At 73.2% G+C, this 20,433-nt stretch carries 16 protein-coding genes; 8 read left to right on the plus strand and 8 right to left on the minus strand.

Annotated features, from left to right (window positions below; all coding sequences use genetic code 11):
* Nucleotides 1-40 precede the first annotated feature (40 nt).
* On the plus strand, nt 41-1,309 hold the full coding sequence (locus ACN269_RS29670) for an Nramp family divalent metal transporter (RefSeq protein WP_421475536.1): 1,269 nt from the start codon (nt 41-43) through the stop codon (nt 1,307-1,309).
* A gap of 45 nt (nt 1,310-1,354) precedes the next feature.
* Here ACN269_RS29670 and ACN269_RS29675 read toward each other — a convergent pair whose 3' ends face one another.
* On the minus strand, nt 1,355-1,564 hold the full coding sequence (locus tag ACN269_RS29675) for a helix-turn-helix transcriptional regulator (RefSeq protein WP_421475537.1): 210 nt from the start codon (nt 1,562-1,564) through the stop codon (nt 1,355-1,357).
* 428 nt (nt 1,565-1,992) lie between these two features.
* Here ACN269_RS29675 and ACN269_RS29680 point away from each other — a divergent pair, with 428 nt between their 5' ends.
* Entirely contained in the window at nt 1,993-2,283 is a 291-nt protein-coding gene (locus ACN269_RS29680; protein WP_421475538.1) for a flavin reductase, read from the plus strand.
* A 78-nt stretch (nt 2,284-2,361) separates the two neighbouring features.
* Here ACN269_RS29680 and ACN269_RS29685 read toward each other — a convergent pair whose 3' ends face one another.
* The 6 genes from ACN269_RS29685 to ACN269_RS29710 form a co-directional block, all read right to left on the minus strand.
* The gene (locus ACN269_RS29685; RefSeq protein ID WP_421475539.1) at nt 2,362-2,634 is read right to left on the minus strand and encodes a hypothetical protein; all 273 of its coding nucleotides are present in this window, start codon (nt 2,632-2,634) and stop codon (nt 2,362-2,364) included.
* Between the two features lie 65 nt (nt 2,635-2,699).
* Complete coding sequence (locus ACN269_RS29690; RefSeq protein ID WP_421475540.1) at nt 2,700-5,519, minus strand: hypothetical protein; 2,820 nt, start codon at nt 5,517-5,519, stop codon at nt 2,700-2,702.
* Nucleotides 5,516-6,628 (minus strand): ATP-binding protein, encoded by a 1,113-nt coding sequence (locus ACN269_RS29695; RefSeq protein ID WP_357171515.1) that lies wholly within the window; start codon nt 6,626-6,628, stop codon nt 5,516-5,518. The genes ACN269_RS29690 and ACN269_RS29695 overlap by 4 nt, the downstream gene beginning before the upstream one ends.
* Nucleotides 6,629-6,642: 14 nt before the next feature.
* Complete coding sequence (locus ACN269_RS29700) at nt 6,643-8,028, minus strand: VWA domain-containing protein (protein ID WP_421475541.1); 1,386 nt, start codon at nt 8,026-8,028, stop codon at nt 6,643-6,645.
* The gene (locus ACN269_RS29705; protein ID WP_421475542.1) at nt 8,025-9,416 is read right to left on the minus strand and encodes a hypothetical protein; all 1,392 of its coding nucleotides are present in this window, start codon (nt 9,414-9,416) and stop codon (nt 8,025-8,027) included. Before ACN269_RS29705 ends, ACN269_RS29700 begins: the two co-directional genes overlap by 4 nt.
* Nucleotides 9,416-9,883 (minus strand): hypothetical protein, encoded by a 468-nt coding sequence (locus ACN269_RS29710; protein WP_421476637.1) that lies wholly within the window; start codon nt 9,881-9,883, stop codon nt 9,416-9,418. The genes ACN269_RS29705 and ACN269_RS29710 overlap by 1 nt, the downstream gene beginning before the upstream one ends.
* A 286-nt stretch (nt 9,884-10,169) precedes the next feature.
* On the opposite strand from ACN269_RS29710, the gene ACN269_RS29715 reads away from it, so the two are divergent.
* From ACN269_RS29715 to ACN269_RS29730, 4 genes are all read left to right on the plus strand, one after another.
* Nucleotides 10,170-11,285: a hypothetical protein gene (locus ACN269_RS29715; RefSeq protein WP_421475543.1), complete on the plus strand. Its 1,116-nt coding sequence runs from the start codon at nt 10,170-10,172 to the stop codon at nt 11,283-11,285.
* Nucleotides 11,286-11,450: 165 nt separating this feature from the next.
* Complete coding sequence (locus ACN269_RS29720; protein ID WP_421475544.1) at nt 11,451-12,497, plus strand: nitronate monooxygenase; 1,047 nt, start codon at nt 11,451-11,453, stop codon at nt 12,495-12,497.
* Nucleotides 12,498-12,545: 48 nt separating this feature from the next.
* Nucleotides 12,546-13,634, plus strand: coding sequence for a cellulose binding domain-containing protein (locus ACN269_RS29725; RefSeq protein ID WP_421475545.1), 1,089 nt, complete (start codon nt 12,546-12,548; stop codon nt 13,632-13,634).
* Between the two features lie 15 nt (nt 13,635-13,649).
* The gene (locus ACN269_RS29730) at nt 13,650-14,282 is read left to right on the plus strand and encodes a CG0192-related protein (RefSeq protein WP_421475546.1); all 633 of its coding nucleotides are present in this window, start codon (nt 13,650-13,652) and stop codon (nt 14,280-14,282) included.
* 40 nt (nt 14,283-14,322) lie between these two features.
* Here ACN269_RS29730 and ACN269_RS29735 read toward each other — a convergent pair whose 3' ends face one another.
* Nucleotides 14,323-16,362, minus strand: a complete 2,040-nt coding sequence (locus tag ACN269_RS29735; protein WP_421475547.1) for a glycosyl hydrolase family 28-related protein — start codon at nt 16,360-16,362, stop codon at nt 14,323-14,325.
* A 219-nt stretch (nt 16,363-16,581) separates the two neighbouring features.
* On the opposite strand from ACN269_RS29735, the gene ACN269_RS29740 reads away from it, so the two are divergent.
* Together ACN269_RS29740 and ACN269_RS29745 are read left to right on the plus strand one after the other, a co-directional pair.
* Nucleotides 16,582-17,673, plus strand: coding sequence for an NYN domain-containing protein (locus ACN269_RS29740; protein WP_421475548.1), 1,092 nt, complete (start codon nt 16,582-16,584; stop codon nt 17,671-17,673).
* Between the two features lie 86 nt (nt 17,674-17,759).
* On the plus strand, nt 17,760-20,426 hold the full coding sequence (locus ACN269_RS29745; protein WP_421475549.1) for an AAA family ATPase: 2,667 nt from the start codon (nt 17,760-17,762) through the stop codon (nt 20,424-20,426).
* Nucleotides 20,427-20,433 lie beyond the last annotated feature (7 nt).

Below are 20,433 nucleotides of genomic sequence, written 5' to 3' on the forward strand. Positions count from 1 at the left end.
GAACAGGCACGCGATCCGTACCCGGACGGGGAGGTGCTCGATGGTCACCAACGAACTCAGGGCGACGGCGGCGACACCGCTGCAGATCGCCCGCGCCCGGGGCCGGGTACGCGGGCGGCTGATCCTGCTCGGCCCGGCGTTCGTCGCCGCCGTGGCGTACGTCGACCCGGGTAACTTCGCCACCAACTCGGCGGCCGGCGCCCGCTACGGGTACCTGCTGGTCTGGGTCGTGGTGGTGGCCAACCTGATGGCCATGCTGGTGCAGACGCTCACCGCCAAGCTGGGCCTGGCCACCGGCCGCAGCCTGCCCGAGCTGTGCCGCGAGCGGCTGCCCCGCCCGCTCAACCGGATGATGTGGGTGCAGGCCGAGCTGGTCGCGATGGCCACCGACCTGGCCGAGGTCATCGGGGGAGCGGTCGCCCTCTACCTCCTCTTCGGCATACCGCTGCTACCCGGCGGGCTGATCATCGGCGCTGCCGCGTTCGTCGTGCTGGCCCTGCGCTCGCGCGGGTTCCGCGCCTTCGAGATCGCCATCGCCGTGCTGCTCGGCGTCATCGTCCTGGCCTTCGCGGCGAACCTGCTCGCCGCCGGTTCCGACCCGGGCTCGGCCATGGCCGGTCTGGTGCCCCGGCTCCAGGGCACCGACAGCGTCCTGCTGGCCGCCGGCATCCTCGGGGCTACGGTGATGCCCCACGTCATCTACGTGCACTCGGCGCTGACCCGCGACCGCATCCCCGCGACCGACGACGCCGAACGCCGTACCCTCTTCCGGGGTCAACGCACCGACGTGCTGCTCGCCCTGACGGCGGCCGGCGCGGTCAACCTCGCCATGCTGCTGATCGCGGCGGCCAGCTTCCGTGGCGGCGGCCCGGTGGGCGCCGACAGCCTGGAAGGGGTGCACGCCGGCCTGGGCGAGAGCATCGGCACGGCCGCCGCCTTCGGGTTCGCCGTCGCCCTGCTGGTCTCCGGGCTCGCCTCCACGAGCGTCGGCACCTACGCCGGTGAGGTGATCATGCAGGGCTTCCTGCGCCGCCGGGTTCCACTGCTGCTGCGCCGGCTGGTCACCCTGGTCCCCGCCGTGGCCGTGCTCGCCATCGGCCTCGACCCCACCCGCGCCCTGGTGCTGTCGCAGGTCATCCTGAGCTTCGGCATCCCGTTCGCGCTGATCCCGGTGGTCGCCTTCACCCGTCGGCGGGACCTCATGGGCAACCTCGTCAACCACCCGCTGACCACGGCCGCCGCGTCCGCAGTCGCCGCCCTGGTCGTCGCCCTCAACGCCTTCCTGCTGTGGCAGGTCGTCGCCGGCTGAGCCGGCCGGGGGCGACGCCGCCGGCGGCCACGGGGACGGACGGGGCTACTCTTCCTCGTCTATTGGGCGGGGGCGTCGGTGCTCGGCAATGTACTTCTCTACATCAGCCTTGAGCCAGATCGAACCGACCGACAGTCGGGCGTACGGAGCCGGGAAGTGCGGCGACTGCTGGATCTGGCGGAACCGTGAGCGGCCCACCCCGAGCATCGCCAGGACCTCGCCCGCCGCGACGAGTTCGCCCGGTCCATCTGCCATGCGAACGAAGGTAGACCGCCGGTAGCAGGTCAACATGAGCGCGCTTAGATTTGCGCGCCAAGGTTGACAGGGGTGTGGCGCCTGGGGTGGGATCGATTACGCCTCGTCGCCGCTGGAGGTGGAGCCCAGCGACGGCGGGCGCCCCATTCGAACCCACGCCCGGAGGCTGGAGTGGAACAGGAGCAAGAGGTAGAGCGGCTACACGATCGCGTGCGCCAGCTTGAGGCGTCTCTCCGGAGTGCCCGGCGAGAGCTGTTCGATGTCCGCGGTCGGCTGGCCGCCATTGCGCGAATGACCGATGACCTCGAACGGGTCCAACGAGCACCCGGCGTCATCTTCGGAATGGTCAATTCGGTCATCCACCGCCAGTCGTCGACCCTGCGCCGACCTGGCCGATGGTCGCCGGTCCGCTACCACGGGAGTCAGCAGTGAGTGGCCAACGGCACGCCCCGGTCCGGCCGTTCTGGTTCTGCGCGTCCTGCGTGCATCCCTGGCCATGCGAGCAGGCGAAAGTCGAACTCGTGGCCGACTACTCGGGCGAGCCGAAGTTGCTCGGGGTGGACCTGGTCGACTGCCTGACTGAGGCCAGCCGGGACCTGACCGACCTGTACCGGACCGCACCCGACCCGGTGGAGCACTACCGCCGGTTCTTAGGCTGGGTCAAGCAGGCCTTGGCCGCCCACCGACCCCGCGACTCCGGTCACTTCCACTGGTTCTAAGCGACGTACCCCCGCCCGTGGGATCCGGGCACCGCCAGCAGGCGGTCCCCAATAGCGAAAGCGTCGCGACCGGCGCGCTCAGGTGCGGCGGCCCTCGTCGCGGGCGGGGATCTCCTGCCGTTGCTCCAGGGCGTCCGCCGGGTTGGCGTCGGCCGGAAGGGAGGTCGCCTCCTCCAGGACGCCCGCCGGCAGGGCGCCCTGCTCGGCCAGGTCGGCCTCGGACGCCTCCGGGTCCACGTCACCGGAGACCCGGTCCGGCGGTCCCACGTCGAACGCGTCCTGCCGCTGCTCGGCGGCGTCCGCCTCCGGAAGAGGGAACCCACCGCCCTCTTCGTCCCGGTACGTGCTCATCGAAGCCTCCTGCCCGGCGGATGTCGACATGACGCCGGGCCGCTGCCTACCCGCCGCCGTCGTCCTCACGCCTGGCGTATCAGGAGTGCGGTGACGGCATCGACCGTGTCGGGATGCCTCGCCAGCAGGGCAGCCGCCCCATTCGGGTCGGCGGGAGACTCGTCGGCGGGCAACCAACCGCCGTCGTATCCGAGCAGACCGGAGATCGCGTCGACCGCCTCCGGATGCGTACGGAGGAGGACGTTGACCTGCCGTTGCGGCGCGGCGACGGCGCGCTGGTCGTCCACCCGAGCAGGAGGCGGGGACGCGACCCACGGCGGGACCCAGGCGTCCAGCTCCGGTAGCGCCTCCGGGAAGGTGCGCCCGGCCTCGCGGATCAGGAGCGGGACCAGCTCCGGGCCCTGGTCCCGCAGGGTCGTGATCAGGGTCGGCAGCCAGGGCAGCAGCACCGGGTCGGGCAGCTGCGCGAAGGCCGTGGACATCGTCTCGACGACGAACGGCGCGAGCCCGGGCACCGGTTCTAGCGCGTGCACGAACCCGGCCAGGTACTGCGGGAAGGCCGGCACCACCAACGGGTTGGCCAGCAGCTCGGCGCACCGGGCCCGCAGCTCGGCCGCCGACAGCAGGCCGAGTTGGTGTCGGCCCGCCCAGAGCAGGGCGACCTTCGCCGGCGCGGTCGGGTGCGACTGCGCCACGGCCAGCTCCAGCTGCGAGCGGTCGCAGCCCAGCGACAGCGCCAGACCCTCCATCGAGAACAGGAAGCCGAGCATCGCGCCGACCTGCCGTACGTCGGTCTCGTCGCTGGCGATGGCGGTCGGCAGCAGGGTGCAGTAGTGCGCGTACCCGGTCGTCACGAACGCCTCGCACCAGGCCGGCAGGGTCGGCGCGGTGGCCCGGTGGTGCGCCAGCAACCGCCGGATGCGACGCAGGACGTCGGGCGCGTCGTCGACGGTGCGCGCGGCGGCGAGCAGCTCCACCGCCCGCGTCCCCAACTCGTCGACCAGGCGCGGACTGTCGAGCAACCGGATCGCGTCCTCGACGGCGGCGAGGGCACCGGCGGCGGTGGCGTCGGGGCCGCGTACCGCCCGACGCAGTCGTTGCTCCAGGACCTGCTCGACGGTGACACCCTCGTAGCCCAGCTCGATCAGCGACCGCTGGTGGCGACCGAGCGCCAGGTCCCAGCTCTCCTGGACCGAGCGGTGGCCGAGCCGGCGCTCACCCATGATGGGCCGGACCGCGGCCGGCGGCAGCAGGTGCCGCAGGATCCACAGCAGATCCGAGCAGCGGGCCAGCGCCGGCTCGGCGCTCAGGTCCAGTAGCGCCCGCTGGACCGTCCGCTTCTCCAGGGCCAGGCCGAGCGGCTCGAGCCGGTCGAGCACGTCGCGGGCCAGCGGCGGCAGGGCGTCGTAGCCGACCTGACCGATCCGGTCGCCGCCCAGCAGGATCTCGCAGAGCCGCCGGACGTCGCGCCGGCCGGGCACCACGTCCTTCTCGATGCAGGTGACCGCGGCGTCGGCGAAGTCGTACGGGGTGGGTCGGGCCCGGTTACGCAGGCCGGCCAGCAGAACCGAGGTCTCGAAGACGGCGATCGCGTCGGCGGTGCTGGCCAGGTATCCGTTGCGGCGGGCGAGCCGCACGATGTCGACGCACCAGCCGCGCAGCTCCGCCTCGTCCAGGCCGTCCAGCTGCGGCGGCGCCGCGAGGAAGCCGCTGAGTCGGTCACCGACCGGCGCGGTGGGGGAGGGGACCGTCGTGGTCCGGCCGCGTCGCTGCTGGACGACCGCGTGGCCGTCCAGCCGGTACGGGGACAGCCCGTGGCGGCGCACCTCCTTGGTCCAGGTGGCCGCCGCGATCGACACCGAGCCGGGGGCCAGGCCGAACTGCGCCTCGATCGCCGAGTGGCTGGACGGGATCAGGCCGTACCGCCAGCGGGTGTCGGTGCGCGGGGTGATCTCGAAATCGTCGGCGGTCGAGCCCAGGCCGAACTGTTCGACGCGGCTGGCGGCGTGGAACGCGCCGCACACGTAGAGACAGTCCGCCGGGTCGACGCCGGAGACGGCCAGGTGCTGACGCATCCGCGTCCACATGTACCGCTCGCGGTCCTCGTCGCGATCGAGCCGGTCCGCGCCGGCCGGACGCAGCCGCCGGAACAGGCTGCCGATCAACACCATCACCTGCCGGTAGGTGTCGTGGTCGGCGTCGGCCAGCGGGCGTTCCACGTACTGGTCCCACCACTCCGACCAGTGCCGCACCTTGCCGTGATGCAGCAGGTACGCCTCCAACTCCGCGAATCGGGGCCGCAGGTCGCCGATCTCCACCCCGACCGCGTCGCCGTGCAGTCCCGAGTCCGCAGCGGTGGCGGTCGGCCCGTTCGCGCTGCTCGCGCCGGTCGGCTGCGCCCGTGGTGACCACTGGAAGACGTGGTCGGTGGAGCGGTCCACCAACACCAGCTCCACGCCGGGGGTCTCCAGCGTGTACGCGATGGCCTGGTACTCCGCCGACGCCTCGGTGATCGGCGCGACGACGCTGAGCGGTCCCCAGTCGGCGGGGAAGCCGGACAGCTCCGAGGCGAACGCCTGCACCGCCACCGGCAGGCGACAGTTGTGCAGCTCCGCGAGCAGCGGCTGGAGATCCTCGCACAGCTCCAGGTAGATCACCCGGGGTTGCTTGGCGCGTAGCCGGCGCACCATGGCCAGCGCGGAGGCCGGCGAGTGGTGGCAGACCGGGAAGATCTCCAACCGCTCGCCGAGCGCCCGGTCGACGTCGTCGACCATCCCGGCGAGGATCGCGCCGAGCGCATCGGGGGAGCCCGCGAACGCGGTCGCCGCATCGGTGAGCTGTTCGCGGAGCGCGCCGAACGTGCCGGCGACCGTCGATGCCGTCACGACAGGGACGCGATCGCCTGACGACCGCCGTCCAGGAAACCCGCCCAGCCGTCGTCGTCCTTGCGCGCCCGTGGCTCCACCACGCCGTGCAGATACTTGTTGAGGATCGCCAGGTCCTCGGGGCTGCGACGGGCCAACGACCCGACCAGCGACCCGGCGAGCGTCGCCGCGCGCAGCGTACGGTCGCCGAAGAACTGACTGTGCAGGATGGCGTCCTCCAGCACGCCGATCTGCTCGGCGGTCGACAGCGCCGACTCGAGCTTCTCCTCGTCGCTGGTCGCCGCCGCGGCACCGGCGCGCAGGTCGGCGAAGCTCTGCAACAGGATGTCCAGCAGGGTGGGCGGCACGTCCAGCTCGATGCGGTGCCGGCGCAGCAACTCCTCGGTGCGGAACCGGACGATCTCCGCCTCGCTGCGCTTGTTGGTCACCACCGGAATCCGGACGAAGTTGAACCGCCGCTTGAGCGCCGAGGAGAGGTCGTTGACGCCCCGGTCGCGGCTGTTCGCGGTCGCGATGATCGAGAAACCGGGTTGGGCGAACACGATGTTGTCCTGGTCCAGCTCGGGGATGGCGACGTACTTCTCGGACAGGATCGAGATCAGCGCGTCCTGCACGTCGCTGGTGGAGCGGGTCAGCTCCTCGAAGCGACCCACCACGCCACGCTCCATCGCTGTCATGATCGGCGAGGGAATCATCGACTCCCGGGACTGGCCCTTCGCGATCACCATGGACACGTTCCACGAGTACTTGATGTGGTCCTCGGTCGTGCCGGCGGTGCCCTGCACGACCAGGGTCGAGTTGCGACAGATGGCCGCGGCGAGCAGCTCGGCCAGCCAGCTCTTGCCGGTGCCCGGGTCGCCGATCAGCAGCAGGCCACGGTCCGAGGCGAGGGTGACGATGGCGCGTTCGACGAAACTGCGGTCGCCGAACCACTTCTGCGGGATCTCCCGGGACAGGCCGTCGGCCCGCTCCGACCCGAGAATGAACAGCCGGACCATGCGCGGGCTCAGCCGCCACGAGAACGGTTTCGGGCCGGTGTCGACCGACTCGAGAAAATCCAGCTCGTCGGCGTACGTGACCTCGGCGGGGGCGCGCAACATCTCGGACATGAGGGACTGCTCTCCTAGGTGAGGAAGTTCTTCAGCTCGACGACGAGCTTGCGGATGTGACCGGAGATGACCGGGGTGCCCTGGTCCTTCAGGCGTTGCCGGAACCAGGGGTTGACGCTCTGCTGGCCGGAGCTGCTGACCGAGCCGACCGGGATGACCTTCACGCCGGAGCGGTGCGCGGCCTGCAGCCCGTCGAAGACCGCCTGGTGGTTGACCTCGTAGAAGTCGGAGATCCACACCAGCACCGTGTTCTTCGGCTCGGCGACCTTCGGGCGGGCCAGCGCCAGCGCCGCCGTGCCGTCGGTGCCGCCACCCAGCTGGGTACGCAGCAACACCTCGAACGGGTCGTGCACCCACGGGGTGAGGTCCAGCGCCCGGGTGTCGTAGGCGATCAGGTGTACGTCCACCTTCGGCAGACCCGCGAAGATCGAGGCGAGGATCGTGCAGTTGACCATCGCGTCGACCATCGAGCCGGACTGGTCGACCACGACGATGAGCCGGGACGGCGTGGTGCGCCGCGCGGTGTGCCGGTAGTAGAGCCGGTCGACGTAGAGCCGCTCGTCCTCCGGGCTCCAGTTGGTCAGGTTCTGCCAGATGGTCCGATCGAGATCCAGGTTGCGGAACACCCGCTTGGGCGGCACCGACCGGTCGAGCGCGCCGACACTGGTCTGCCGCACCTGCGTCCGGAGCACCTCGGCGACCTCGTCGACGAAACGCCGGATCAACGCCTTGGCATTGGCCAGCGCCACGCCGGACAGGTTGGCCTTGTCGCGCAGCAGCTGCTCGATCAGCGACATGCTCGGGGTCAGTTGGCTGGCCAGCGCGGGGTCGGCCAGCACCTCTCGCAGGTGCATCCGCCGGACGAGGTCACCCTCCAACCCGGCCAGGGTGCCGCCCAGTCCGCCCGGCTGGCGGCGCAGCTCGCCGGGTTCGCAGCCGAGAGCCTGCTCGAACCAGCCGGCGTCGGACTGCCAGCGGGCGAGCTGGTTGGCGCTGACCGGGCCGGAGCCGGTGGCGAACACGTTCAGCAGCACCTTCGACACCAGCGCGGCGCGGCGTACCTCGGCGGCACCGGGCCGATAGGCCGGATCCGCGCCCGGCGGCCCGCCTTCGTGCGGCCCAGCGTCGTCCGGTGCGATGGCGTCGGGCTCGGCTTCGGTGGGGGTGAGCAGGCCGCGCAGCTCGGCCGCGAGAGTCGGGAAGCGCTGCACGATGGTGTCGACCGAGACCGCCGGGTCCAACAGGGCGGCAGGCAGCCCGAGGTCGTCGACCACGGCGACGCTCGCCGCCTCCAGGCTCGGCTGCTCGTCGCGGTCGAAGAGGCGGGACAACAGCCGCCAGTACAGGACCTGACGGCGGTTGGCGTCGGCGAATCCGCCGGTGGGAATCGGCGTGGTCATCGGCGCAGCAACCGTCCCGCGCGCTCGCGCAGCACGGCGATGGCGTCGCCCGCCCGCGCCTCCTCCTTGGCGACCTTCGGATCGGTGACGCCGCACGCCCAGTCGCCGTTGTGCGCCTGCACCGTCCGCCGTTTCACCGTGGCCCGCACCGCCAACGGCTGGAGCTGCCACCGGCCGTCGTCCCAGCGCAGCAGACCCAGCCAGGCGGAGGCGGTGGCGACCAGGTCGGCGGTCAACGGGCCGGTGGCCGGCAACCTGTCGACGGCCACCGGTATCCGTTCGCCGTCCACCTCGACGGCGAGCGAGCCGGCGTCGTCCCTGATCGCGGTGCCCTCCACGAGCACGGGCTCGGCGATACCCGCCGGGTGCCGGTCCAGGGGGTCGGTCGCGGCCGTGATCGCGGCGGGCAGCAGGACCTGAGCGGTGGTGAACGGGTCGGCGGGCTCGTCGAGCCGGACCCGGTCGTCGACCCAGCACAGGTCGCCGCCGCGCAGTGGCAGGTCGGTCACGCTCAACGCCCGCTTGTCGGCCAGCGCGCCGAGCAGCGCCGGGTGGTGCGACAGCAGCCGCCAGATCGCCGGGCCGACGATGGTGTCGACCTTCGCCGCGGTCACCGCCGTGCGGACCAGCCGTACCGGCCCGCCGTCCGCCGGCTCCAGGATGGCGTGCAGTTGAACCTGCACCGCCGTGTCGTGACTGTGCACGTCCACACCGAGCGGCAGCAGCCGCCCGGAGACCGGTGGCACCTCGTCGGGCGGTGGCGCTGCCTCGGTGAGCAGAACGCCGCGGGCCCAGAGATCGGCCCACCGGCGTGCCGGCACCTGCGCCATGGTGGCGACCGGAACGCACGCCCGCAGCTCGGCGGCGAGCCCGTCGAGCAGCACCGCGGTCCGTCGTAGCCCTGGCACGGGGAGGCTGGTCTCGACCACCCCGGCGGCGACGGAGAGCAGCTCGTGGTCGACGCCCCGCCAGCCGGCGACCGCCACCTCATGCCACCACGCCCGTGCCGCGGCGAGCGCGGGCGGCGTGTCGGCAGGTGGGCCGGTCGGCGTCGTCCACGACGACCGGGTGCGGCCGAGCGTCTCGTCGAGCTGCCCGAGGAGCGCGTCGTGTGCCGCGCCGAGCAGCGCTGAGCGCGCGCCGGCGAGTGCGGCGATGTGCTGCGGGGCGACCGATCCGGCGACGACCGCGTCGACCGCGTCGGTCACCGGATCAGCCAGCGGCGTGCCGGCGAACGCCGTGGCGAACGCGGTCAGTGCGGAGGCACCCCGCTCGCCGACCCGGCCGAAGCCGTCGACGAGGGCGTCGTCGAAGCCGCTCACCACGTCGAGCGCGTCGGTCAACCCGGCCGGGGTGGCGCGCAGCGGCGCGACCTGGGCGCCACGCATCAGCGGCCTGCCCGGGTGGCCGGGAACCAGTGCAGCTCGGGCAGTGGTGCCGTGCTGGCGGGCACCTCCAGGTAGGCGAGATGACGCAGGAAGCGGTTGAACACCACCGCCGCCGACGCCGGCTCGGGCTGACCGTCCAGCCGGGCCAGCAGCTCCGCGCCGCTGGCCACCCCGTCGCCGACGTCGACCCGCAGATAGCGGGCGACGCGGTCGACGCCGTACTGAAGGAGGGCCTCGTCCGCGAGCGCGTGCAGATGCTTGCACACGCTGGCGCGCAAGCCACCGCACGGTCGGTTGTTGTTGGTGCTGCACTGGTAGGCGTGGGTGCCGGCCGCGACCGACGAGACGTAGACCCGCTCGACGTCCGACCCGCTGGAGACCACGCCCTGCAGACGTCCGTCGGCCAGTTCGACGAAGGGCACCTTCGCCAGCTTCCGGGGGCGGGCGGGCGGCAGCACCGCCACCACGCTGCGCCGCCGCCAGTCGGCTTCGTCGGCGTTCGTCACGTCACGGCCTCCCACATCGAGAAGAATCCAGGGTGGTGCGCGCGCGAGCCGGCGTCGGCGGCGCTGCGACGACACGATCATGGACCACGGGTACGACAGAGCCGGCTGCGCAGCGAGCACGGCGGCGCGCCCGGCCGAGGCCCGGAGCGCGGATGCGTCGGGTCCGCGCGGTTGGTCGCCGCCGCAGGCCCCGATCGGCCAGGATGGGCGGGACGGTCGGGCCACCGGCCGGGGCGAGGAGACAAAGATGCGGGTACGCGGGTGGGTGACCCGGGGGCGGCACGTCCGCGCGGCAGCGCGGCTGGCGGCCCTCCTCGCGGGCGCGGCGTCGCTGGCCGTGGCCGTACCGGCGGCTCCGGCGGCGGCCGGTGCGGTCCGGGCGGGAGACGCGGTGTGCGAGATCCGCGACGAGCGGCTCAACGAGATCTCCGGAATGGTCACCACCGACGACGGGTACGTCGTGGTCAACGACGGCGCCGACGACGAGGCCCGCCGACGGATCTTCTTCCTCGACGAGCGCTGCGCGGTGGCGCGGGCGGTCAGCTACCCCACCCGGCCCCGGGACACCGAGGACCTGGCCGTCGCCCGGGACGGCACGCTCTGGGTGGCCGACATCGGCGACAACGACCGCAACCGCGAGACGATCGCGCTGTGGCGGCTCGCACCGGACGCGGACCGGCCGGTGCTGTACCGGATGACGTACCCGGACAATCCGCACGACGCGGAGGCCCTGCTGATCGACGGGTCCGGCCGGCCGCTGATCATCACCAAGGGTGGCAGCGGCACCGTCGTCCTGTACGCCCCGACCACCGCGCTGAAGCCGGGCGCCACCACGCCGTTGGCCTCCGTGGGCAAGGTGGTCCTGCCGTCCACCACGACCAGCAATCCGTACTCGTTCGTCGGCCGGAGCGTCGTGACCGGCGCGGCGAGCGCGCCGGACGGCCGCCGGGTGGTGCTGCGCAGCTACGCCGACGCGTTCGAGTACGACGTGTCCGGTGGCGACCTGGTCGGCGCGCTGACCTCGGGCACCCCGCGGATCACGCCGCTGCCCGACGAGCCGCAGGGCGAGTCGATCACCTACAGCCGTGACGGCCGATCGCTGCTCACCGTCTCCGAGTCCGCCGACCAACCCGCCGGCAGCCGTCCGACGATCCTGCGGTACCCCGCGACGGCGGGCCCGGCCGGTCATCCCGCGGAGTCCACCACGGCGGCCCCGCCGTCGGCCGCCGTGGCCAGCCCGGCGGCGCAGGCCGCCGGTACCGGTGGCGGTCAGGCGTGGTCGCTGGCGGCCGGCGCCGGGACGCTGCTGGCGCTGCTCGCCGTGGCCGGACTGCTGTGGCGGCGGCACACCGACCGACGCTGACCGGCGGTGCTGACCGTCGCCGTCCGGCGCTGCGGGGCGGCGTTGACCGGTGACGCTGACCGTCGCCGACCGGCGGTGCGGGGCGGCGTTGACCGGTGACGCCTTCGGGTGGGCGGGTGCCGCACCGTCGGCCGGGGGACCGACGCGGTGCGGGAGGATGGGTGGATGTCCGTGCTGTCCGCGTTACGCCACCCGATCGTCGCCGCCCCGATGGCCGGCGGCCCGTCCACGCCGGATCTGGTGTCGGCGGTGTCCGCCGTCGGCGGAATCGGGTTCCTGGCCGCCGGCATGATCGACACCGGGCGGCTGGTCGCCGACATCGCGGCGGTGCGTGCCCGCACCGACCGGCCGTTCGGGGTCAACGTCTTCCTACCCGGTGACGGCCGGGTCGACTTGGCCGCCGTCTCGGCGTACGCGCGGCGGCTCGCGCCGCAGGCCGAGCAGTTCGGAGTCGCGCTCGGCGATCCGGTGGGCGGCGACGACGCGTACCCCGAGAAGTTGGCCGCGCTGCTCGCGGACCCGGTGCCGGTGGTGTCCTTCGCCTTCGGACTGCCCGAACGCGCCGCAGTGACCGCGTTGCGGGAACGGGGTACCGAGGTGTGGGCCACGGTCACCCGACCGGACGCCGCCACCGCCGCGGCCGACCTGGGCGTCGACGTCGTCGTCGTGCAGGGCACCGAGGCCGGCGGGCACCGTGGCGGCCTGCCGGACGACGACGACTACGCGCTGTTGCCGCTGCTCCGGTTGGCCGCCGCGTGCGGCCGGCCGCTGGTGGCCGCCGGTGGCATCGCCGACGGTCCCGCGCTGGCCGCGGCGCTGGCCGCCGGGGCGGTCGCGGCGCAGGTCGGTACGGCGTTCCTGCGCTGCCCGGAGACGGGCAGCTCGCCGTTGCACCGCGCGGCGGTGGCCAGCGTCGCGCCGACCGCGCTGACCCGGGCGTACACCGGCAAGCGGGCCCGTGGCGTGGTCAACGACTTCCTGCGGACACACGACGCGCAGGCGCCGGTCGGCTACCCGCAGGTGCTGCACCTGACCCGCCCGCTGCTCGCCGCCGCCCGGCGCGACGGCGACGCCTCGGTGGCGAACCTGTGGGCCGGGCAGGCGCATCCCCTCGCCCGGGACGTGCCGGCGGCCGATTTGGTCGTCGAGCTGAGCGCCGCCGCCCGGGTTGCGCTCACGACGGCCGCCGAGCGGGCGGGCCGCTGGGGCTGAGGCGGCCTCCGACCCCGGAGTCTCCTGGCCACCCGTTAGAGTCTCGCCGTGATCGAGATCGGCGCGTACGTCGACCTGTCCCACCCGTCCGACCGGGTCTGGCTCGCACTGACGGATCGGGAGCTGCTCGGCCGCTGGTTCGCCGAGGCGGACATGGTGGAGGGAGTACCGGACCGGCTGCTGCTGCAAACGGCCGACCTGCCCGGCTTCGACGCCGACGTCGAGGTCGAGGTGACCGAGCGGCAGGTGCCGGAGCTGTTGGCGTTGCGCTGCGACGAGGCTGGTCGGCTCACCGAGCTGACCTGCACCGTCACCGCCACCAGAGAGGGCAGTCGGCTGACCCTGCGCGAGGTGCCGACCCATGGGGCCTGGTCGGACGAGCAGCGCGACGCCCGCGAACAGCAGGTGCGCCAGGCGCTCACCGTACGCCTGCCGGCCATCCTCGACTGGCTCGCGTTCCAGCAGGTCGACCTACGCCGCGGCGAGGCCGGACTGACCACCGAACTCCCGGTGATCGGCGTGCGTGGTCCGGCGCGGCGTCGTCGGCGGACGGTCGTCGGCGGGCTCGTCGGGGTGCTGCTGGCGGCGGGGGCGGTGGCGTGGCTGACGCTGCCGGACGAGTCGGATCCGGCGGCCGCGCCCACCTCGTCGCCGACCCCGACGCCGCCGCAGCCGAGTGTCGTGGCGGCGGCGCCGACCACGCAACCCAGGGCCACGCCCTCCGCGCGCCCGTCGCGCACCACCACGCCGACCAGCGCCCGTCCGACGCGTACCCCGTCGGCGAAGCCGTCGCCGACGCCGACTCCCACCGGGCCGCCGCCCCCGCCCCCGCTGGTCGCGCGCTACGACACCGACTCCAGCCGGCTGTTCGGCTACACGGGGGAGGTGGTGGTCGACAACCCCGGGCCCGCGCCCGTCGAGCAGTGGGTCGTGGTGGTGACCCTGGCCGAGGGCAGCAGCGTGGACGACGTCGACGGCGCGGACTGGTCCCGGGACGGGCAGGCGCTCACTTTCACCGGCGCGGCCCTGCCGGCGGGCGGGTCGCGGACGATCCGCTTCGACGTCCGCGACAGCCGGCCGAAGGCCCGGGAGCCGCAGGGGTGCACGGTGGGCGGCAACCCGTGCGCGGGGTTCTGACTAGGCTCCTGACGCATGGCACTGCTGCACCGGGCGACACTGCGCCCCACGAAGCTCGAACTGCTGACGACCTGGCTGCCCGGCCGACCCTGGTACCAGGGACCGGCCGGCGTCGAGGTGGTGCGCCAGGGGGCGTACCGCTTCGATGACCCGGCCGGCGAGGTCGGCGTGGAGACGATGCTGGTCGCCGCCGCCGACGGGCCCGTGCACCAGGTCCCACTGACCTACCGCGCCGCGCCGCTCGACGACGCCGACGAGTGGCTGATCGGTACCACCGAGCATTCGGTGCTCGGCCTCCGCTGGGTGTACGACGCCTGCGCCGACCCGGTGTACGCGGCGGCGCTGGCCCACGCCGTCCTGGGTGGTGCCGGCCAGGCCGAGCAGTACTTCGAGGTCGACGGCCGGCGCGAGGTTCGACCGCCGGCGATGACGATCGACGTCGACGGCGGCGGCGGGGCCGTGCCGGAGGTCGGCGCGGTCCGGCGGGTCGTCGACGAGGATGACACGCTCATCGTCACCGACGCGGTGGAGCTGGTCGTCGTCCGTCGGCCGGTCGCCGGGGCGAGCGGCGCCCGGGGTGCCACGCTGCGCGGCGCCTGGGACGGCCAGCCGACGAGCATGCCGCTGGCGTACGTCCGGCTGCGTTGACGGCGGTGGGCGGCCCGGTCGACCGGGCCGCCCACCGCGTTCACCACTGTGCCGGGGGCGGTGGCGGTGACACCGGCGGCCGGTCGTCGCAGGTGATCGTGTTGGGCAGCAGCCACGGCGCGAGCCAGCCGCCGTCGTTGTCACCCAGGTCGGTCAGCGTGAACTCGGAGCCGGCCGGGGTGAAGTGGAACGATCCGCAGTTGTTGACGGCGACCGCACCCACGTTGCGGGCGTCCACGTTGGCGAACGAGGCCGATCCGGCCGTACGGGCGCTGACCACCGAGGTGCCGGTGCCGTCGACGCGGACGTCGCGGAAGCGTACGTTGGTGATCGAGTAGAGGTCCTTCACCGGCCAGTCACTGACCAGCATGATCGCGTTGTAGGTGCTGTCCAGGTACGCGTCGCCGGTCACCTCGATCGCCGCGTCGATGCTGCGGTCCAGCGCGAACATCCAGATCGCGCCGAGCCCGATGTTCCAGTTCAGGTCGTACGTGCCGGCGCGGGCCGTGGTGTTGCCGGTGAACCGTAGGTACCCGGCGAACGGCTCTGCGCCGAAGCGGGCGCCGGCGTGCAGACCGCTGCCCTCGCGGACCGGGTCGGCGACGAGGTTGTGCGAGACGGTCGTGTCGGTGCCGCCGTAGATGGCGATGCCGTTGGCGAGCGTCGGCGACTGCACGGTGTTGTGGTCGAACGTGTTGCGCGCGTTGGCGGTCTTCTCCGACCACATCGCGAGGCCGTCGTCGCCGGTGTTGCGGACGAAGGTGTGCGCGACGAGGGAATCGGTCACGCCGGTGTGGAAGTTGAGCGCGTCGGCGATCTGGTCGACGACGATGGTGTTGGTGACCCGGACGTTGCGCATCGGCCCGTCGAACCACAGGCCCACCTTGGTGTGCCGCAGGTGCAGCCCGTCGATCGTGGAGTCGCTCATCGCGCCACCGATGGCGTTGACCTGGTCCTTGTCGATGCGCTCGCGCACGTCGCCCTCGATGGCGAAGCCGGACAGGTGCACGTTGCGGCTGCCGCCGTCGGCGGCGTCGCGGCCGTAGAAGCCGACGCCGGTGTGCACCGAGCCGTCCGGGGCGGGGGTCGACAGGGCGACCTCGCGGCCCTTGATGATGGTGTGCCAGTTGCCGGCGCCCTCGATGGTCACGTCGTCGACGATGATGTGCCGGTTGACCTGGTAGGTGCCCGGCGGGATGTATACCTTCAGGTGTGCGCGGCGGGCGAAGGCGACGGCCTTGTCGATCGCGTCGGCGGAGTCCCGCCGGCCGGTCGGGTCGGCACCGAAGGCGAGGACGTTCGCCGCGAGCAGCCGTACCCGCGGCGGCGCGACCAATTCGGAGTCGAGAAGGTCGATGACCGTCCAGGCGGCGGCCGTGCCGGTCGGCGCGGTGAGCCGGACCTTGTCGCCGGCCCGGTAGGTCCGCCCGAGCAGCAGGCGCTGCTCGTCGTAGAAGTGGGTGGGCCGGAACGGCTTGTCGATGCTCGGGTACGGCGTGGTCGCCGACGGCACACACTGGCACTCGGTGATCCACCAGTCCGGGTGCAGCAGGCCGGCCTGCGGGTCGTTGGTGAACGGGTACTGGTTGTAGAGCCACGAGTACTGCGAGGTCAGGGTCATGGTGCGGACGTGCTTGCCGTTGACGGCGACCGTCAGCGGCGCGGTGATCCCACCACCGGACGGCGCGTCCGGGATGCTGTACCGCACGGTGATGCCGTTGGCCGCGCTGGGCAGGACGAACTCGACGTACTCGCCGGGGGTGAGTCGGACGGCCCGGCGGCCGGACGCCTCGGAGGGCAGGGTGTAGGCGGACCGGTCCGGGCCGATGATCTCGCCGTTGGTGCGGGCGTTCTCGGCCTCCTGTTCGACGAAGTCGACGTCGGCCCCGCGCCCGGCGACGAGCGCCGGGTCGAGCGCGGCCCGGGTGACGACCGGCTGGGTGCCGGGTGACCCGGCCGGGCCGGCGGCGGCCACGGTGGGTCCGGCGACCAGCACGGCGAGGCCGGCCGCGAGCGCGACGGCGGTGGCGACCGGGCGGCGGCCCGGGCGTCCACGCGTCGGCAGGATGCTGCGAGACATCGGTGACCCTCCTGGGTGGGTGGTGGTGGAGGTCCGCCCGGCGCCCCCGACGCCTGACATTGAGCGTCATGATGCAGCACCGGTACATCCCACTGCAAGACACCAATCGAAGAATGAAAAGAGGCGACTATTGAGCCGCAAGAAATGGACGGACGTCGAGTTGAGGCGCGGCGCGTCGCGTGCGCCCCGACCCCGTACCGCCGGCGTAGGGTGAGCCGCGTGGAGCACGAAGATCGGATCGCCCTCTTCCTCGACTACGAGAACCTGGCGTTGGGGGCCCGCGACCACCGTGGCGGCGCGGCCTTCGACTTCCGGCCGATCGCCGACGCGTTGGCCGAGCGCGGGCGGGTCGTGGTGCGTCGGGCGTACGCCGACTGGTCGTACTTCGACGAGGATCGCCGGATGCTCACCCGGTCCCACGTGGAGCTGATCGAGATCCCGCAGCGGATGGGCGCGTCCCGCAAGAACGCCGCCGACATCAAGATGGCCGTCGACGCCATCGAGTTGGCGTTCGAACGCGACTACATCTCCACCTTCGTCATTTGTAGCGGTGACAGTGACTTCACCCCGCTCGTCCACAAGCTCCGGGAACTCAACAAGCGGGTCATCGGCGTCGGCGTGGAGGGGTCCACGTCGGCGTTGCTGCCACCGGCGTGCGACGAGTTCCTGTACTACGACCGGCTGGAGGGCGTCGACATCCCGCCCGTACGGGCCCGGCACGCCCGTCCGGCCCGGCAGAACGGCCCCGACCAGCGGCCGCCCGAGCCGGAGCAGCAGCGGGAGCCGGAGGTGGAGGAGCCGCCGGCGGGGGAGGAGCCCGGCCGGGACGTCGACACGCTCGCCGTGCAGGTCGCCCAGACGGTGGCCGGGTTGCAGGGCAGCGCGAGCGGCGAGGTGACCGCCTCCCGGCTCAAGCGCACCCTGCTGCGCAAGGATCCCACCTTCAGCGAGTCCGACTACGGCTTCCGTACCTTCGGCGAGCTGCTGCGCCACCTCGCCGAGCACAACGTGGTCGACCTGGCCGAGGGGCCCGCCAAGGGCGACCCCGAGGTGTCCCTGCCCGAGCACGGCGACCGGGAGGTGGCGTTCGGCCTGCTCCGGGGCGTGGTGGGCGACCTGGGCAGCGCCGGCAACCCGGTGGCGCTCTCCGGTCTGAAGAACCAGCTCCGCCGGGTCCGGCCCGACTTCAGCGAGAAGAAACTCGGCTACCGCAGCTTCCTGCAGTTCTGCAAGGCCGCCGCCACCAGCGGCGCGGTCGACCTGCGGTGGAGCCCGGAGGCGGACGACTACCTGCTCACCACCTCGTCCTGACCGCATCGATCGCCGTCGAGCGGAAGTGTCGGGACTGCCCATAGGGTGGACGGCAGGGCTGCCCCGAGGGCGAGGTGAGGGTCGTCATGCCGGGACGTGGGGAATGGGCACTCGTCGGCCGCGAGGTCGAGCTGAAGACCATCGAGGACGCCGTGGCGGCGCGGATGCCCGGCCTGGTGCTGGTGGGCGACGCCGGGGTGGGCAAGACGCGGTTGCTGCGGGAGGCGTTGGCGCGCGCCGGTGACAGCGGTGTGGAGTGCCACTGGGTCTCCGCGACCGGCGCGGCCCGCTCGATCCCGTTCGGCGCGGTCTCGCACCTCATCCCCGCGCCGACCCGGCCGCACGCCGACCCGATGGGGCTGGTCGTCACCGTGGAGCGCGACTTCGCCCGGCGCAGCGCCGGACGCACGGTCATGATCGGCATTGACGACGCGCACCTGCTCGACGAACCGTCCGTCGGGCTGCTGCACCAGCTCGCCGTGCACGGTCTGGCGGTGGCGGTGGCGACGGTCCGCGCGGGCGAACCGCTGTCGGACGCCCTCACCTCACTGTGGACCGGGTCCGGCCGGCGACTGGAGGTGCGCCCGCTGCCGGCCACCGCCGTGGACCACCTGCTCGACGAGGCCGCGCCGGGTCCGCTCGACGCGCTGAGCCGCCGTCGGCTGCGACAGCTCGCCGACGGCAACCCGCTGCTGCTGCGGGAACTGCTCGCCGACGCGATGGAGACCGGCGGCCTGCACGAGGTGCGGGGCGTCTGGCGCTGGCGCGGCACCGCCTCCGGCAGCCCCCGGCTGGCCGAGCTGGTCAGCGCCCGGCTGCGCGCCCTCGAACCGGCCGCCCGGCAGGTGCTGGAGGTGGTCGCCTGCGGCGAACCCCTCTCCCTGGCCCTGCTGGAACGGTTCGTCGACCCGACCGCCATCGAGGCCGCCGAGCGCAGCGGCATGGCGGTCGCGGAGCGCTCCGGCGCGCGTACGGCCCTGCGGATGGCCCATCCGCTCTACGGCGAGGCACTGCGCGCCAGCATGCCCGCCAGCCGCTCCCGGACGGTGTTCGGGCAGCTCGCCGACGTGCTGGCGAGCATGCCGCTGCGCCGCCGCGACGACGCGCTGGTCGCCGGTGTGTGGCAACTGCGCTCCGGCAGCGTCCGGCACCCGGGTGTCGCGCTGGCCGCCGCCCGGCAGGCGATCGACCGGTTCGACATCGACCTGGCCGAGCGGCTGGCCCGCACGGCGTACGACGCCGCGCCGGGCTGGGAGGCGCAGTGGCTGCTGGCCCGGGTGTTGCAGTACCAGGCGCGCAGCCAGGAGGCGTTCGACATGCTCCCGCCGGCCCCGCCACCGGGCAGCAAACGGCTCGCCATCTGGGCGATCACCCGGGCCGGGCTGCTGTACTGGGGTCTGGACCGGATCGACGAGGCGCACGAGACGCTGCGGATGGTGCCGGCGGGCTCGCCCGGCCACGACCTGGCCGAGGCCACCCGGTCGTGGGTGCTGTTCTACGACGGCCGGTGCGAGGCGGCGTTGGCGGTCGGTCAGGCCGTGCTCGCCCGCCCCGACACCGGCGTACGCGCGGCGAGCTGGGCGACCATGGGCGCGGCCTCGGCGGCGGGCATGCTCGGCCGGCTCGGGCTCGCGGCGGAGCTGGCGCGGCGGGGCCGGGCGGTGCTCGCCGCCGCGCCCGAGCACCTGCCCTGGAACGAGGCCCAGGTCGGGCTGGGGCTCTGCTACGCCCGGTACGCCGCCGGTGAGCTGGCCGAGGCCGTCGAGCTGGCCGACGAGGGCTACCGCGCGGCGGTCGCCAGCGACGCGCGGGGGATGGTCGCCGTGTGGGCCGGGTTCCGGGGGATCATCGGCAAGGCCCAGGGGCAGCTCGACGCCGCCGAGGCAGACCTGCGCGAGGCCATCGCCCTGGTCGAGGAGAACGACCAGTACCACCTGGTCAGGACGTACTGGGCCGAGCTGGCGGGCGTGCGGGCCCTGGCCGGCGACCTGTCCGGCGCGCGACGCTGGCTGGCAGCGGCGGACGCCCGGGAGCGGACCGCCAACCGGATCTTCCACGCCTGGGTGGAGCTGAACCGCGCCTGGGTGCAGGTGGCCGAGGGGGACCGCACCGCCGCGATCCGTACCGCCCGGCACGCCGCCGACCTGGCCCGGGGCAGCGAGCAGCCCACCATCGAGGCGGTGGCGCTGTACGAGTGCGCACGCCTCGGCGCCCCGGAGCCCGTCCGGGACCGGCTGCGTACCCTCGCCGACCAGCTCGGCGGGTTGGCGTCGACCCTCGCCGACGCAGCCGACGGTCTGCTCCACGACGACGGGCCGGCCCTGGAGGCAGCCGCCGACGACCTCGTCGCCCGCGGGCACACCCTGCTCGCCGCCGAGGCGGTCGGCGTCGCCGCCCGCGCGTACGCCCGACGGGGTCGACCTCGACTGGCGGTGGCACAGCGGGCCGCGACGCTGGCCGAGGCCTGCCGGGGCGTACGAACACCGCTGCTCGCCGCGACCGCCTCGGGCGTCGAGCAGGCGACGCTGACCCGCCGCGAGCGGGACGTCGCGCTGCTCGCGGTCGCCCTGTCCAGCCGCAGCATCGCCGACCGGCTCGGGTTGTCGGTCAACACCGTCAACAACAACCTGGCCCGGGTCTTCACGAAACTGGGCGTCCGCAACCGCCGGGAGCTGGCCGTCGTGCTCGGTCACGAGACGGCCGGGCGTACGGGAGATGGTCACCGCGAGCGATCCCGGCTCGACAGTAGGTAAGGCCGAC

Source organism: Micromonospora sp. WMMD736, assembly GCF_049179015.1.
In the GTDB taxonomy this organism is placed as follows: Bacteria; Actinomycetota; Actinomycetes; order Mycobacteriales; family Micromonosporaceae; genus Micromonospora.